We start from the raw sequence: 14,850 nt of genomic DNA on the forward strand, positions 1-14,850 counted from the left end.
GGTAGAGTCGGTCCTCGTGGCAGAGCGTCGGACCCGACTGTCGCCGGAGCGGGAACAAGAGCTGTTCACGGCGGTGCTCGACCTGCTGCGCGAGGTCGGGTACGAGGCGCTGACGATGGACGCGATCGCGGCCCGCGCCCGCTCCAGCAAGGCCACGCTGTACCGGCAGTGGCGCGGCAAGCCGGAACTGGTGGCCAGCGCGCTGCGGCACGCCGAACCGGTGTCGATCACCCATATCGACACCGGGACCTTGGCCGGCGACCTACGGGAGCTGGCCCGGCGCCTGGGCGAGGTGGCGCTGCGCGACATGGAGCTGGTCCGGGCGCTGGGACACGCCATGCACCAGGACCCCGAGCTGCTGCAGGCGGTGCGGGCGCTGCTGGTCGAACCCGAGCTGACCGCGCTGCGCGGGATGCTGGACCGGGCGGTGCGGCGGGGCGAGCTGGCCCCGGACGTGCCGGCCGCGCAGTTCGTCCCGCACATGGTGCTGGGCGCCATGGTGGGACGGGCCCTGGTGGAGGACCGCGACGCCGACGCCGCCTACCTGGTGCGCTACATCGACGCCGCGGTGCTGCCCGCCCTCGGGCTGTCCTGACGGGCGTCCGCCCGCCGGCTCCCCCGAGCCTTCCCCGCGCCGGCCCCCTGGCGGCCGCACAGCCGCTCCGGGCCGTGCCGCCGGCGACTGATCTTCGATCCCCTCTCCCCCGCCCGGCGGCCGGAGAACACACTCCGCGCCGTCGCGCATGCCGGTGACCGGCCGGCGTCGCCGCGCACCCGCGCCCCGCGGACGCGGCCGTTCCACCCCGTTGTGTCCCTTCCCCAGCATCGATCTCGACGGGAGTTCGTCACCGATGGCCACGTTGCTCTACCGGCTGGGCCGCTTCGCCTTCCGCAGAAGACGGCTGGTCGCCCTGGTGTGGGCGGTGCTGCTGGCGGCGGCCGCGGCCGCCGCCTTCCTGGCGCCGCCGGCGGCCTCCGGGCAGTTCTCCATCCCCGGCACCCAGGCCCAGCAGGCCTTCGACCTGCTGGACCGGCGCTTCCCCGGAAGCAACGCCGACGGCGCCACGGCCCGCGTGGTGTTCCAGGCCCGCGGTGACCGGAAGATCACCGACCCGGCGGCCCGGGCCGAAGTCCACAAGGCGCTGGCGGAGCTGCAGGCGCTGCCCAAGGTGCAGGCCGTCACCGACCCCTACCGGGCCAAGGCGATCAGCCCGGACGCCTCCATCGCCTACATCCAGGTCTCCTACCGGGTGCCGTCGATCGAGCTGAGCGAGGCCGACCGCGACGCGCTGCAGGAGGCCGTGCACAAGGCCCGCGGCGGCGGCCTGACCGTGGAGGTCGGCGGGGACGCCCTGTCGGCCGCGCCCGAGGGCGGCGCCACCGAGGCGATCGGCGTGGCGGTCGCGGCGGTGGTGCTGCTGGTGACCTTCGGGTCGCTGATCGCCGCCGGGCTGCCGCTGCTGACGGCGCTGGTGGGCATCGGGGTGGCGGTGGCGGCCGTCACCGCGCTGAGCGCCCCGCTGGAGCTGGACGACACCACCCCGATCCTGGCGACCATGATCGGGCTGGCGGTCGGCATCGACTACGCCCTGTTCATCGTCTCCCGCCACCGCGCCGAGCTGGCCGAAGGGCGCGATGCGGCGGAGGCGGCGGGCCGGGCGACCGGCACCGCCGGGTCGGCGGTGGTGTTCGCCGGGCTGACGGTCGTCATCGCGCTGGCCGGCCTGGCGGTGGTCGGCATTCCGCTGCTGACCAAGATGGGGCTGGCCGCCGCGGCCGCGGTGGTGGTCGCCGTGCTGGTCGCGCTCACCCTCATCCCCGCGCTGCTGGGATTCGCCGGCGACAAGGTGCTGCCCCGCTCCCGGCGCGCAAAGGGCGCCCGGCCCGAAGGGGACGGCCTGGGCGCCCGCTGGGCCCGCCTGGTGCTGCGCTTCCCGGTGCCGGTGCTGCTGGTCACCGTCGCCGCGCTCGGCGTGATCGCCATTCCCGCCGCCGACATGCGGCTCGGGTTGCCCGACGACGGCTCCCAGCCGGCCTCCACCACCCAGCGCAGGGCCTATGACCTGCTGTCGAAGGGTTTCGGTCCCGGCTTCAACGGCCCGCTGGTGACCGTGGTGGACGCCGCCGGCGCCAAGGACCCCCAGGGCGCCGCCGCCCGGGTCGCCCAGCAGATCAGCGGCATGCCGAACGTGGCCGCGGTGCTGCCGCCCGCCTTCAACCGGGCCGGGGACACCGCGATGATCACCGTCATCCCCGCCTCCGGCCCGGCCGACGACCGCACCGAAAAGCTGGTGCGCGCCATCCGCGGCACCGCCGCCGAGGTCAAGGCCGCCACCGGGGCGCGGGTGCTGGTCACCGGCCAGACCGCGGTGGCCATCGACATGTCGCAAAAGCTCGACGACGCGCTGATCCCCTACCTGGCGCTGGTGGTCGGGCTGGCCTTCCTGCTGCTGATCCTGGTGTTCCGCTCGCTGCTAGTCCCGCTCAAGGCGGCGCTGGGCTTCCTGCTGTCGGTGCTGGCCTCGCTGGGCGCCGTGGTGGCGGTGTTCCAGTGGGGCTGGCTGAAGGACCCGCTGGGCGTGGAGGTCACCGGCCCGGTGATGAGCATGATGCCGATCTTCCTGGTCGGCGTGGTGTTCGGGCTGGCCATGGACTATGAGGTCTTCCTGGTCACCCGGATCCGCGAGGCCTGCGTGCACGGCGAGGACGCCCGGCAGGCCGTGGTCACCGGCTTCGCCCACAGCGCCCGGGTGGTCACCGCCGCCGCCATCATCATGATCAGCGTGTTCGCCGGCTTCATCGGCTTCTCCGACCCGATGGTCAAGATGATCGGCTTCGGGCTGGCCATCGCCGTGCTCTTCGACGCCTTCGCGGTGCGCATGACCATCGTCCCGGCGGTGCTGGCCCTGCTCGGCAAGGCCGCCTGGTGGCTGCCGCGCCGGCTCGACAAGGTGCTGCCCGAGGTGGACGTGGAGGGCGAAAAGCTCAACCGTCCCGCTCCGGCCGCACCGCAGCCGCAGCGGGAGCTGCAAGTCAGCGGCGTGTGAAAGAGGCCGCTCGCGCGGGCCGTCCATGGATCATGGGCGGCCCGCCGCCGTTCAGGGATGCACCACCGCCACCGTGCAGGGCGCCATCTGCAGCATCGCCATCGCGGTCGCGCCCAGCGGCTGCAGGTTCGGGCCGCGCTCGCCGCGGGCGCCCACCACCACCATGTCGGCGCCCTTGGCCGCGCCCAGCAGCGCCCGCCGGGGCTCTTCCAGCACCAGCGAGGTGCGCGTCGCCACCTGCGGGTACTTCACCAGCCAGGGGGCGACGGCGCGCTGCAGCCGGGCGCCGCACACCTGCTCCAGCTTCTCCCGGTCGGCGAACAGCGCGATCTCGGTGCCGGCCACGCCGCCCGGCTCCCAGCACCCGGAGACCGCCTCGACCTGCCAGCCCCGCAGCGCCGCCTCCTCGAAGGCGAACTCCAGCGCGGCCTGCGACCCCGGCGAGTCGTCCACCCCGACCACCACGCGGCCGTCGGTCGGCGTGCCGGGAGCCCGGACCACCAGCACCGGGCCGCGGGCGTGGGCCGGCACCTGCAGCGCCGAGGACCCCACCGGCAGCTCCTCCCGCTCATGCGAGCCGAGCACGATGATCCCCTCGGCGCCCTCGTGCAGCAGCGCCGGCACGGCGGGGCCGTCCACCAGGCGCTGGTGCACCTTCAGGCCGGGGGCCAGGCTCTCGGCGAGCTCGACGCCGTGCTGCAGCAGATGCCGCCCCATCCGCTTGACGATGGCCACGCCCTCGTAGTCGATGTAGCTGATCGGGTACGGCCAGCGCCAGGCGTGGCAGACCGTCAAGTCCAGCCGGCGTTTGCGGGCCTCCTCCACCGCCCATCTGATGGCCAGCTCGCTTTCCTTCGTCCCGTCGTAACCGACGAGCACCTGCGCATAGCGCCCCATCGCGCCTCCTCGGTCGTTCCCACACCTCCATGGCACCTCGCCGGGACGACCGGTACCCAGAGTCGTTGGTCCTGTGCCCGCATCTCCGTCCGGCAATCGGCCCGCGGCGATGCGAAAGACAGCCGGGCGGGGGTAGGAGGCGGGGCACGGGGGTGAGCGACGATGAGCCGCTGGCTGCTGTCCTACGACTCCTACGACCCGGCCGCCGAAGGGGTCAAGGAGGCGCTGTGCACGCTGGGCAACGGCTACTTCGCCACCCGCGGAGCGGCCCCGGAGTCGGTCGCCGACGGCGTCCACTACCCGGGCACCTATGTGGCCGGTGTCTACAACCGGCTGACCTCGCAGGTCGCCGGCCGCACGGTGGACAACGAAGACCTGGTCAACACCCCGGACTGGACGGCGCTGACCTTCCGGATCGGCCCCGAGGGCCCCTGGTTCGACCTGGACGCCGCCCACCGCGCCGGGCACCTGCTGTCCTACCGGCAGGAGCTGGACATGCGGCGCGGGGTGCTGACCCGGATCGTCCGCCTCACCGACCCGGCCGGCCGGTGCACCCAGATCACCCAGCGCCGGCTGGTGTCGATGGACCAGCCGCACCTGGCGGCGATGGAGACCGCGGTGCTGCCGGAGAACTGGAGCGGCCCGCTGCAGGTGCGCTGCCGGCTGGACGGCCGGGTGCGCAACACGGGCGTGGCCCGCTACCGGGGGTTCAGCAACCGGCACCTGGAGGTGGATGAGATCTGCGAGCACGGCGACGTGCTGTGCCTGCGCACCACGACGGTCACCTCCCGGATCGGCGTCGCCACCGCGGTGCGGGTGCGCAGCGCCGCCGAGACCGGGCGCCGGCTGCTGCGCGAACCGCAGGCGGCGACCTGGGAGCTGTCCCTGGATGCCGTCCAGGGCACCCCCGTCACCGTGGAGAAGGTCGCCGCGATCGCCACCTCGCGCGACCATGCGATCGAAGAGTGCGCCATCGCGGCCCGGCGCTGGGCCGAGCGCGCCGGCTCGTTCGATGAGCTGCTGGAACGGCACGTGCTGGCCTGGGACCGGCTGTGGCGGCGCTGCCAGATCCGCGTGGACCACGACGACACCCAGCGGATCCTCAACCTGCACATGTTCCACCTGCTGCAGACGGTCTCCGAGCACTCGGTGGACCTGGACGTGGGCGTTCCGGCGCGGGGGCTGCACGGCGAGGCCTACCGGGGGCATGTGTTCTGGGACGAGCTGTTCATCCTGCCGTTTTTGGCCATGCGGTTCCCCGAGATCGCCCGGGCGCTGCTGATGTACCGCTGGCGCCGGCTGCCGGAGGCCCGCTGGGCGGCGCGCCGGGCGGGCCTGCGCGGCGCCTGCTACCCGTGGCAGAGCGGCAGCGACGGCACCGAGCAGACCCAGCGGCTGCACCTGAACCCCCGCTCGGGGCGGTGGCTGCCCGACCACACCCACCTGCAGCGCCACGTGGGGCTGGCCATCGCCTACAACGTGTGGCGCTTCCACGAGGCCACCGGCGACACCGAGTTCCTGGCCGAGTACGGCGCCGAGATGCTGCTGGAGATCGCCCGCTACTTCGCCGACCTGGCCGTCTACAACCGGGTCGAGGACCGCTATGAGATCCGCGGCGTCATGGGACCCGACGAATACCACGACGCCTACCCGGACCGCGACGAGCCCGGCCTGGACAACAACGCCTACACCAACGTGATGACCGCCTGGGTGCTGCGCCGGGCCCTGGAGGTGCTGGCGCTGCTGCCGCCGGAACGGGAGGCCGAGCTGCGGGAGGACCTGATGCTGACCCGCGGGGAGCTGGAGCACTTCGAGGAGGTCGCCCGCAAGCTCAAAGTGCCCTTCCACGACGGGGTGATCAGCCAGTTCGAAGGCTACGGGGAACTGGAAGAGCTCGACTGGGAGGGCTACCGGGCGCGCTATGGGGACATCCGCCGCCTGGACCGGATCCTGGAGGCCGAGGGCGACACCGTCAACCGGTACAAGGCGTCCAAACAGCCCGACGTGCTGATGCTGTGCTACCTGCTGTCGCCCGGCGAACTCGGCTCCGTCCTCACCGGGCTCGGCGTCGACCCCGGCCCGGACCTGATCCCCCGGACGATCCGCTACTACCTGCCCCGCACCTGCGACGGGTCATCGCTGAGCGCGGTGGTGCACGCCTGGATCCTGGCCCGCACCGGCGATGCGGACTCCTGGCGGTTCTTCCAGGAGGCCCTGCACAGCGACATCGCCGACATCCAGGGCGGAACCACCGCCGAAGGCATCCACCTGGGCGCCATGGCCGGCACCGTCGATCTCGTCCAGCGCTGCTATGCGGGCATCTCCACTTGCGGCGACACCTTGTGCATCGACCCCCGCCCGCCCAAGGAGATCACCGCGCTGCGGCTGGGCCTGCGCTACCGGGGCCACTGGGGCATCGATCTGGCCTGCGACCATGAACGGCTGCGGGTGCGGGTGCGGCCCAGCGCCGCCTCCCCCATCCGGGTCGCTCATGCGGGCCGCTCGGCCGTCATCGATCCCGGCGGCTGCTGGGAGGTCCCGCTGTAGGGCCCTTGCGGCCTTGGCCGGGGCGGCCCCGCAGGACCGCCCCACCGCGCGCCGGGCGCCGCAGGCCGACACCGCCCGGCGTGCGTGCTCTCACCCGTCCTCGGGATGCTCGTAGTGGACGACCCTGGCGTCCGGGCCCGGGTAGATGAGGCTGGTCCGCCCGGTGTCGGCCCAGCGGACCAGGTAGGGCGGGGTGCCGTCGGGCCCGATCACCTCGATGATCTCGCCGTCGCGGACCGGCTCGTGCAGCCCCGACCGGACGATGACGAGCCGGTCTCCGGCGGCGGCCCGCATCGTCGCTCCCCCGTGCGGCCGGTGTGCGGTCCTGTTCATCGCGTCCCCCTCACGCGTTTTCTCTTCCGCTCTCAAGAGCGCGGCCGGACGACGGCGACCGGGCAGTCGGCGTGGTGGATCACGCCGTGGCTGACCGAGCCGATCCGGATCGCGCCGAGCCCGTGGCGGTCCCGGGCCCCCACCACCACCAGGCCGGCCGTGCGGGAGGCGTCGGTCAGCGCGGCGACCGGATGGTCGTAGGCGACCTCTTCGACCACCTCGATGTCGGGGTGGCTCTTGCGCAGCGGGGCGGTCGCCCGGATCAGCGCCCAGCGGATCTCCTCTTCGGCGTCCCGCAGATTCATCGCATACCCCGTCTCGGTGACCGCCGGCGGGCGCCAGCCGTGCACGACCCGCAGCCGGGAGCCGCGCAGCGCGGCGGCGTCGAAGGCGTACTCCAGCGCCGTGCGGCACTCGCCGCCCGGATCGACCCCCACCACCACGTCCCCGCCGGTCCGGCCGGCGTCACCGCGCACGATGACCACCGGGCCGGGCACATGGCCGGCCACCCGCAGCCCGGTCGAGCCCAGCAGCAGCCGGGAGAACCCGCCCACGCCGCGGTGCCCGATGACGATCTCGAACGCCGACCTGGCCTGCTCGCTGAGCGCATAGCCCGGCGACCGCAGCACCAGCTGGGTGGTGACCTTCAGCTCCGGGTGCCGGTCGCAGGCCAGCTCGCGGGCCTCCTCCAGGATCTCCTTGCCGGCCTCCTCCAGCGCCACGGTCACCTCGGTCGGGGCCATCATCGGCGCCACGGGGACCCAGGGCTGCGCGGCGTGCACGATGTGCAGCCGCCGATGCCTTCTGGCCGCCTCGTCGGCAGCCCACTCCACAGCGCGGTCGGCGGCTTCGGAGCCGTCGGTGCCGACGACGACGGGATCGGAAAGCTTCGACATGTTCAGCTCCTGGTGTCAGCTCCTCTGACTCCAGGGTGAACCGCCGTCCCATGCCGCAGGCAGCGGCGTAGGTCACACGCCCATGGGACCTTCGGCCCCTGCCGCAATGCGCCGCGAAAACCCCGATACGCTGCACAAACGCCGGGGCGCCGGGTTTTTTCAGGAGACGGCCGAGGGGGCCGGGCCGCGGTGCGGCGGCAGCCGTTCGGCGCCGGTGTAGACGTTCATCGAGGAGCCGCGCAGGAAGCCGACCAGGGTCAGGCCCTGTTCCCGCGCCAGGTCCACGGCCAGGGAGGACGGCGCCGAGACCGCCGCCAGCAGCGGGATGCCCGCCATGACCGCCTTTTGCACCAGCTCGAAGGAGGCCCGGCCGCTGACCATGAGGATCGTGCCGCGCAGCGGCAGCCGCCCCGCGCGCAGCGCATGGCCGATGACCTTGTCGACGGCGTTGTGGCGTCCCACGTCCTCGCGCAGGCACAGCAGCTCGCCGTCGGGGGCGAACAGGCCGGCGGCGTGCAGGCCGCCGGTCTTGTCGAACACCCGCTGGGCGGCGCGCAGCCGCTCCGGCAGCAGGGCCAGGGTCCGGCAGGACACCCGCAGGTCGTCTGCGGTCAGGTCCCACGGCGCGGTGGTGCGCACCGCCTCCAGGCCGGCCTTGCCGCACAGGCCGCAGGAGGAGGTGGTGTAGAAGTTGCGTTCCAGCGAGGTCTCCGGCAGCGGCACGCCGGGCGCCAACGCCACGTCGACGACGTTGTAGGTGTTGGCGCCGTCGGCGGTGGCGCCCGCGCAGTAGCGGATGCCGGCGATGTCCTCTGCCGCGCGGACGACTCCCTCTGCCACCAGGAACCCGGCGGCCAGGTCGAAGTCGTCCCCGGGAGTGCGCATGGTCACCGTCAGCGCCCGGCCGCCGACGCGGATCTCCATGGGCTCCTCGACGGCCAGGGTGTCGGGGCGGTGGGAGCGCCGCTCGGCGCGGACGCGCAGCACCGGCCGCAGCGCGGTCACCCGGCCCATGCCGCGCTCCGCTCCCCCGCCGGCTCCAGCCGGACCACGACGGCCTTGGAGGTGGGTGTGTTGCTGTGCTCGGCCACGCTGTCCAGGGGGACCAGGACGTTGGTCTCCGGGTAGTAGGCGGCGGCCGAGCCGCGCGGGGTCGGGTAGGGCACCGCGGTGAAGGCCGGGGCGCGGCGTTCGCCGCCGTCCTCCCACACGCTCACCAGATCGACCGTGCTTCCCTCGGCGATTCCCAGTTCGGCCAGGTCGGCGGGGTTGACCAGCACGACGCGGCGGGAGCCGCGGATGCCGCGGTAGCGGTCGTGGGAGGTGTAGGGGACGGTGTTCCACTGGTCGTGGGAACGCAGCGTCTGCAGGATCAGGTGCCCCTTGGGCGCCTTCAGCATCGTGAAGGCGTTGCAGGTGAAGACGGCCTTGCCGCTGGGGGTGCGGAAGGTGCGGCTGTTGACGGGGTTGGGCAGCCGGAACCCGCCGGGCTCGCGGACCCGGGCGTTGAAGTCTTCAAAACCGGGGATGACGCGGGCGATCCGGTCGCGGATGGTGTCGTAGTCGGCCTCGAACTCCTCCCACGGCAGGTCCGGCCGGTCGCCCAGGGTGAGACGGGCCAGGCGGCTGATGATGGAGACCTCGCTGAGCAGCGTGCCGGAGGGGGGTTGCAGCCGTCCCCGGGAGGCGTGCACCTGGCTCATGGAGTCCTCGACCGTCACGAACTGGTCGCCGCAGGCCTGCACGTCCCGGTCGGTGCGGCCCAGCGTGGGCAGGATCAGCGCGGTCCGGCCGCAGACGGTGTGGGAGCGGTTGAGCTTGGTGGAGATCTGCACGGTCAGCCGGCAGGACCGCAGCGCCCGCTCGGTGACGCGGCTGTCGGGGGTGGCCCGCACGAAGTTGCCGCCCACCCCTATGAAGATCTTGGCGCGGCCGTCGCGCATCGCGCGGATGGCGTTGACGGTGTCCAGGCCGGGCTCGGCGGGCGGGGTGAAGCCGAACTCCCGCTCCAGCGCCTCCAGCAGCCATTTCGGCGGCTTCTCCCAGATGCCCATGGTGCGGTCGCCCTGGACGTTGCTGTGCCCGCGCACCGGGCACACCCCGGCGCCGGGACGGCCGATGTTGCCGCGCAGCAGCAGGAAGTTGACGATCTCCCGGATGGTGGGCACCCCGTGCCGGTGCTGGGTCAGCCCCATCGCCCAGCACACGATGATCCGCTCACTGGCCAGCACCCGGGCGTGCACGTCCTCGATCTGCTCGCGGCTCAGGCCGGTGGCCTCCAGCACCTGCGGCCAGGTGACCCGCCGGACGTGCGCGGCGAATTCTTCGAACCCGGTGGTGTGGGCGTCGATGAACTCCCGGTCCAGCACCGTGCCGGGGCTTTCCTCCTCGGCCCGCAGCAGCAGCATGTTGAGCGCCTGGAACAGCGCCAGGTCGCCGCCGGGCCTGATCTGCAGGAACACATCGGCGATGCGGGTGCCGCGCCCGACGATCCCGCGCACCTTCTGGGGGTGTTTGAAGCGTTTGAGGCCCGCCTCCGGCAGCGGGTTGACCGCGATCACCTGGCCGCCGCGGCGTTTGGTCTCCTCCAGCGTCGCCAGCATCCGCGGGTGGTTGGTGCCCGGGTTCTGCCCGACGACGAAGACCAGGTCGGCCCGGTGGAAGTCCTCCAGCCCGACGCTGCCCTTGCCGACGCCCAGCGTCTCGGTGAGGGCGCAGCCGCTGGACTCATGGCACATGTCGGAGCAGTCCGGCAGGTTGTTGGTGCCGAAGGCGCGGGCGAACAGCTGCAGCAGGAAGGCCGCCTCGTTGCTCAGCCGGCCGGAGGTGTAGAAGATCGCCTGGTTGGGGTCGCCCAGGGTGCGCAGCTCATCGGCCACCAACTGCAGCGCCTCGTCCCAGCCGATCGGCTCGTAGTGGTCGGAGCCGGGGCGTTTGATCATCGGTTCGGTGAGCCGGCCCTGCTGGTTGAGCCACTGGTCGGACTTGCCGTCCAGCTCCGAGACGGGGTGGCGGCGGAAGAAGTCCGCACCCACCCGGCGCGAGGTCGCCTCGTCGGTGATGTGCTTGACGCCGTTTTCGCAGTACTCGTTCTTGTGCCGGCGCGGCCCTTCGGGCCAGGCGCATCCCGGGCAGTCCAGCCCTTGGGCCTGGTTGGCGTTCAGCAGCGTCAGAGCCGTCCGCCGCACCGAGGTCTGGCCCAGGGAGTACTCCAGGGCGTGGACGACGCCGGGGAGCCCGGCCGCCCAGTCCTTGGGGGCACTGACCGAAAGCCGTTCCCGGTCCTGCTCTTCGTTCTTGCTCACCGGTCTCTCCCGTCGCGTCCACGGTCGCGGCCCGCCGCGGTGGAGGCCGCCCCTCCTCCACCGGCCGCCCAGGCCGCCCTTTGCCCCTGCTCGACCCGGCGATTCCACTCCCGCTCGGTGGCCTGCCGGCCGCCTTCATCCTGGCCCGGCCGGAGATGGAAACCTGTTTTTTAGGGATTCCCCACTCGATGAGCGGCAACCGCCGCGGCTCTTTGATAAAGCCCGCCTCGCCGTGCACGAACGCCTGGGGTGTCTCCGGCGGAGGCTGTGCTTCGGCGAGGGCCCGGGGAAGCGGACGGCGTCTCCTTCCCCGGGCCGGGAGATCCACGGGCCTGCCAGGTGCTCTCTCGCTGGGGCAGACGATGCCGGTGGTCGGCTCGTGCCCGTTCGGCGTCCCAGTGGCACAGGGAACCTGAGAGAGAAGCCGTGACAGGTTCCCTCTTCCAGGAGGGCTGTGACGTGCCAGCGGTTATCGCATTGGCCGGCGCGTTCGCCACGGGATTCATGAGGGGTCTTTCCCGTCGAAGACGTCCACGACGTACTCGGCGATCGCCATGGACGAGGTCGCCGCCGGCGAGGGCGCGTTGCGCACCGTGGTGATCGGGCCGAGCCGGTTGATGCGGAAGTCCTCGACCAGGGAGCCGTCCCGGTCCAGGGCCTGGGCGCGCACGCCCGCAGGTCCCCGCACGACGTCCTTGGGGCCGATCGCGGGCACATACCGCTGCGCCGCCCGCATATAGGCCCGCTTGGAAAGAGAGCCGTACATTTCCTTGACACCGGTGACCCAGTGGCGGCGCGCCATGCGCCAAAAACCCGGCCACGCGGCGATCTCCCGCAGGTCCTCAAAGGAGACGTTCGAGCGGCGGTAGCCCTCACGGGCCATGGCGAGGACGGCGTTCGGGCCGACGTCCACGACGCCGTTGACCCGCCGCGTGAAATGCACGCCGAGGAAGGGGTAGCGGGGGTCGGGCACGGGGTAGATGAGCCCGCGGATCAGGTCTTTCTTCTCGTCGGAGACGATCATGTACTCGCCCCGGAACGGGACGATCTGCGGCTCGCGCTCGTCCCCGGCCAGCGCGGCGACCCTGTCGGTGTGGATGCCGGCGCAGACGATCAGCCGGTCCACTCGCACGGACCGTTCCAGCGAGCCGACCTCCAGCTTCCCGCCGGCCTCGGTGATGCGGGTGACGGGGAAGGACAGCCGCACCTCTCCCCCGGCCGCCGCGATGTCCTCGGCGAAGGACTCGGCGATGCGCACGAAGTCGGTGATCGCGGTCCGGGGCGAGTGCAGTGCGGCCAGTCCCCGGGCGTGCGGCTCGATCTCCTTGATCCCCGCGGGGCCGAGGCGCTGCAGCCCGGGCACGGCGTTGGTGTCGGCGCGCTCGTAAAGCGCGTTCATCCGGGTGACGTCTTCGGGGGTGACCGCGACGACGAGCTTGCCGACCTCCTCATACGGCAGGCCGCGCTCGGTGCAGTACTCGCGCAGCATCTCCTTGCCCCGGGTGCACAGCCTGGCTTTGAGGCTGCCCGGCTTGTAGTAGATGCCCGCGTGCACGACGCCGGAGTTGTGGCCCGTCTGGTGGGCGGACACACGGTCCTCCTTCTCCATGACGACGACCCGCGTGCCGGGCCTGCGCCGGGTGATCTCCCGGCCGATCGCCAGGCCGATGATCCCGGCCCCGACGATGCCGATGACCTCGTCAGCCATACCGCGTTCCCGTTCTGTCGATTGCCCTCGAAGGGGGTTCCTCCGGCTTCAGTAGTGAATCGTGATGGTCTTGACGCGCGTGCAGAAGCGGAGGGCTTGTGAGCCCTGTCCCTTGAACGCCGATCCGGAGTCGCGGATCCCCCGAAGGATGGTGCGCGTCCCGGCCGGAGGCGGGGGCGTTGACCGCCGCCTGGCCGCACTCGGCTTCTTCGGTGAAGCGGTGGGCGGCCGACAGGTCCCGGGTGGAGATCGCCGCGGACGGAGCCGCCGGCCGCCGCGGTGGCCTGCGTCGTGTCATCGACGGGAAACACCACCGGCACCGGGCCGAACACTTCGTGCCGCCGGATGTCCATGTCCGCGGTGGCGCCGGTCAGGGTCGCGGGGCTGACGCAGCAGCCATTGGCCAGGGCCGCATCCTGCGGCGTCCCCTCGCCGAGCCCGGCCCGGGCGCCCTGTCCGGTGGCGCGGCGTTCTGGGACGAGCCCCACACCGGCATGCAACAGAGCCGGTCTCCGTCCAAGTCGAACCGGCGGTCCCCAATTCGTGGATCTCCGACCTTGATGGGGTGCACGCCGGCCATCAGGTAGGGCGCCCCCTCACAGCCCGACCAGGCCGGTGACACCGGCGATCTCCCCTTCGGTAAGGGAGATCTGCAGTTCTCGCTGCGTCCCGCCGCCGCGGATGTGCGTCCTGGTGGCGATGGACCGCCGGACGGTCTGTTGGGAACCCGCTCGTTCTCAGGGGACGCGGGGTGAATCCCTCTGGAAAACAACTACCGCAGGCCGGATATGCCAATCCAACCTGCGGTCTGCCGTACCCCCGAGCGGATTCGAACCGCCGTTACCGCCTTGAGAGGGCGGCGTCCTAGGCCACTAGACGACGGGGGCCTGCCTTGTTTTTGCCTTTGCGGTTTCCCGCTCGGGCCGGGTCCAGCTTACCGGACCTTTTCCCATTACTCGAATCGGTTCTTCAGATCCGTTCGGGGTCTGGGAGCGGGTCTGCCGGCCGGGGCCGGGTGACCCAGCTGGGGTACCAGGACTCGAACCTAGACTAACTGAACCAGAATCAGTCGTGCTGCCAATTACACCATACCCCAGTGGCGTATCGGGACTCCGGGAGTCCCGCTCGCGCATGGATGAGCTTACCGGACTCTGGGAGCGGCTACCAAAACGATTGCCGCCCGGCGGGGAGAGAATCCGGGGAAAGCCGCCCGCCGTCCCGTCGCGCCGGCGGGGACGGGCCGGTGCGGGGCGTCCCGCCGGCGGCAGGACGCCGGCCGCGAAAGCCGTCAGTCGCGGGCGGCGACGCGGTTGGTGAGGGTGCCGATCGACTCGATGGTCACCGACACCTCGTCCCCGATCTCCAGCGGCCCCACCCCGGCCGGGGTGCCGGTCAAGATGATGTCGCCGGGCAGCAGGGTCATCACCTGGCTGACGTACTCGATCAGCGCGGGCACATCGTGCATCAGCTGCGAGGTGCGCGCCGACTGGCGGACCTCCCCGTTGACGGTGGTGGTGATGGCCAGGTCGGACGGGTCGGCCCGGGTCTCGATCCAGGGGCCGAGCGGGCAGAAGGTGTCAAAGCCCTTGGCCCGCGTCCACTGTCCGTCGCGCTGCTGCAGATCGCGGGCGGTGACGTCGTTGGCGCAGGTGTAGCCGAGGATCACCTCCGGGACCCGGGAGGCCGGCACCTCCCGGCACATCCGGCCGATCACCACGGCCAGCTCCCCTTCGTAGTCCACCCGCTGGGTGAGCTTTTGCGGGTAGGCGATGGCCTCGCCGGGACCGATCACGGCGGTGGACGGCTTGGAGAAGATCACCGGTTCGGCCGGCGGCTCACTGCCCATCTCCCGGGCGTGCTCGGCGTAGTTCTTGCCGATCGCCACCACCTTGCTGGGCAGGATCGGCGCCAGCAGCCGCACCTTCTCAAGCGGGAACCGAGCCCCGGTGAACCGTATCTCCCCGAACGGATGAGCGGCGATGGCGGCGACGGTGTCGCCTTCGACCACGCCGAAGGCCACCTCGTCACCGATGGAGAACCTTGCGATACGCAACCTGTCGCCCCGTAGTTCAAAGCGCGGACATCAACACTGGGAAGCCTAGTCATCTGTTCTGACG

General features: G+C 71.9%; 10 protein-coding genes, 2 tRNA genes and 1 pseudogene. 3 read left to right on the forward strand and 10 right to left on the reverse strand.

All coding sequences use genetic code 11. The features are described from left to right. The first annotated feature begins 16 nt into the window (after positions 1 to 16). Positions 17 to 595: a TetR/AcrR family transcriptional regulator gene (locus BUE48_RS17545; RefSeq protein WP_012853848.1), complete on the forward strand. Its 579-nt coding sequence runs from the start codon at positions 17 to 19 to the stop codon at positions 593 to 595. Positions 596 to 851: 256 nt separating this feature from the next. Next, the gene (locus tag BUE48_RS17550) at positions 852 to 3,047 is read left to right on the forward strand and encodes an MMPL family transporter (RefSeq protein WP_286990570.1); all 2,196 of its coding nucleotides are present in this window, start codon (positions 852 to 854) and stop codon (positions 3,045 to 3,047) included. A gap of 51 nt (positions 3,048 to 3,098) precedes the next feature. On the opposite strand, the gene BUE48_RS17555 is transcribed toward BUE48_RS17550, so the two are convergent. Beyond that, on the reverse strand, positions 3,099 to 3,944 hold the full coding sequence (locus tag BUE48_RS17555; protein ID WP_286990571.1) for a universal stress protein: 846 nt from the start codon (positions 3,942 to 3,944) through the stop codon (positions 3,099 to 3,101). A gap of 162 nt (positions 3,945 to 4,106) precedes the next feature. Between BUE48_RS17555 and BUE48_RS17560 the strand changes: the two genes are divergently transcribed. Continuing rightward, positions 4,107 to 6,491, forward strand: coding sequence for a glycoside hydrolase family 65 protein (locus BUE48_RS17560; RefSeq protein ID WP_286990572.1), 2,385 nt, complete (start codon positions 4,107 to 4,109; stop codon positions 6,489 to 6,491). 90 nt (positions 6,492 to 6,581) lie between these two features. Here BUE48_RS17560 and BUE48_RS17565 read toward each other — a convergent pair whose 3' ends face one another. From BUE48_RS17565 to BUE48_RS17600, 9 genes and pseudogenes are all read right to left on the reverse strand, one after another. Beyond that, positions 6,582 to 6,824, reverse strand: coding sequence for a DUF1918 domain-containing protein (locus BUE48_RS17565; protein ID WP_245536888.1), 243 nt, complete (start codon positions 6,822 to 6,824; stop codon positions 6,582 to 6,584). Between the two features lie 32 nt (positions 6,825 to 6,856). Then, a complete protein-coding gene (locus BUE48_RS17570) occupies positions 6,857 to 7,720 on the reverse strand; it encodes a universal stress protein (protein WP_012853853.1) in 864 nt (287 codons plus the stop codon). Positions 7,721 to 7,879: 159 nt separating this feature from the next. Further along, entirely contained in the window at positions 7,880 to 8,734 is an 855-nt protein-coding gene (gene fdhD, locus BUE48_RS17575) for a formate dehydrogenase accessory sulfurtransferase FdhD (protein ID WP_012853854.1), read from the reverse strand. Further along, complete coding sequence (locus BUE48_RS17580; protein WP_286990573.1) at positions 8,722 to 11,025, reverse strand: FdhF/YdeP family oxidoreductase; 2,304 nt, start codon at positions 11,023 to 11,025, stop codon at positions 8,722 to 8,724. Before BUE48_RS17580 ends, fdhD begins: the two co-directional genes overlap by 13 nt. 502 nt (positions 11,026 to 11,527) lie before the next feature. After that, positions 11,528 to 12,733 (reverse strand): L-2-hydroxyglutarate dehydrogenase, encoded by a 1,206-nt coding sequence (gene lhgD, locus BUE48_RS17585; protein ID WP_012853856.1) that lies wholly within the window; start codon positions 12,731 to 12,733, stop codon positions 11,528 to 11,530. A gap of 281 nt (positions 12,734 to 13,014) precedes the next feature. Further along, a pseudogene (locus BUE48_RS24525) lies at positions 13,015 to 13,221 on the reverse strand (aldehyde dehydrogenase family protein); the annotation flags it as partial. Positions 13,222 to 13,547: 326 nt separating this feature from the next. Next, a tRNA-Glu gene (locus tag BUE48_RS17590) sits at positions 13,548 to 13,620 on the reverse strand. A gap of 137 nt (positions 13,621 to 13,757) precedes the next feature. Continuing rightward, positions 13,758 to 13,829: transfer RNA gene (locus tag BUE48_RS17595), tRNA-Gln, on the reverse strand. A gap of 192 nt (positions 13,830 to 14,021) precedes the next feature. Next, positions 14,022 to 14,786 (reverse strand): fumarylacetoacetate hydrolase family protein, encoded by a 765-nt coding sequence (locus BUE48_RS17600; protein ID WP_012853857.1) that lies wholly within the window; start codon positions 14,784 to 14,786, stop codon positions 14,022 to 14,024. Between the last annotated feature and the right edge of the window lie 64 nt (positions 14,787 to 14,850).

The organism is Thermomonospora sp. CIF 1 (assembly GCF_001896795.1).
GTDB classification, from domain to species: domain Bacteria; phylum Actinomycetota; class Actinomycetes; order Streptosporangiales; family Streptosporangiaceae; genus Thermomonospora; species Thermomonospora curvata.

Coding starts and splice junctions, on each gene's coding strand:
- BUE48_RS17560 (WP_286990572.1), top strand. CDS start 4,107: ATGAGCCGCTGGCTGCTGTCCTACGACTCCTACGACCCGGCCGCCGAA.
- BUE48_RS17555 (WP_286990571.1), bottom strand. CDS start 3,944: ATGGGGCGCTATGCGCAGGTGCTCGTCGGTTACGACGGGACGAAGGAA.
- BUE48_RS17550 (WP_286990570.1), top strand. CDS start 852: ATGGCCACGTTGCTCTACCGGCTGGGCCGCTTCGCCTTCCGCAGAAGA.
- lhgD (WP_012853856.1), bottom strand. CDS start 12,733: ATGGCTGACGAGGTCATCGGCATCGTCGGGGCCGGGATCATCGGCCTG.
- BUE48_RS17565 (WP_245536888.1), bottom strand. CDS start 6,824: ATGAACAGGACCGCACACCGGCCGCACGGGGGAGCGACGATGCGGGCC.
- BUE48_RS17570 (WP_012853853.1), bottom strand. CDS start 7,720: ATGTCGAAGCTTTCCGATCCCGTCGTCGTCGGCACCGACGGCTCCGAA.
- fdhD (WP_012853854.1), bottom strand. CDS start 8,734: ATGGGCCGGGTGACCGCGCTGCGGCCGGTGCTGCGCGTCCGCGCCGAG.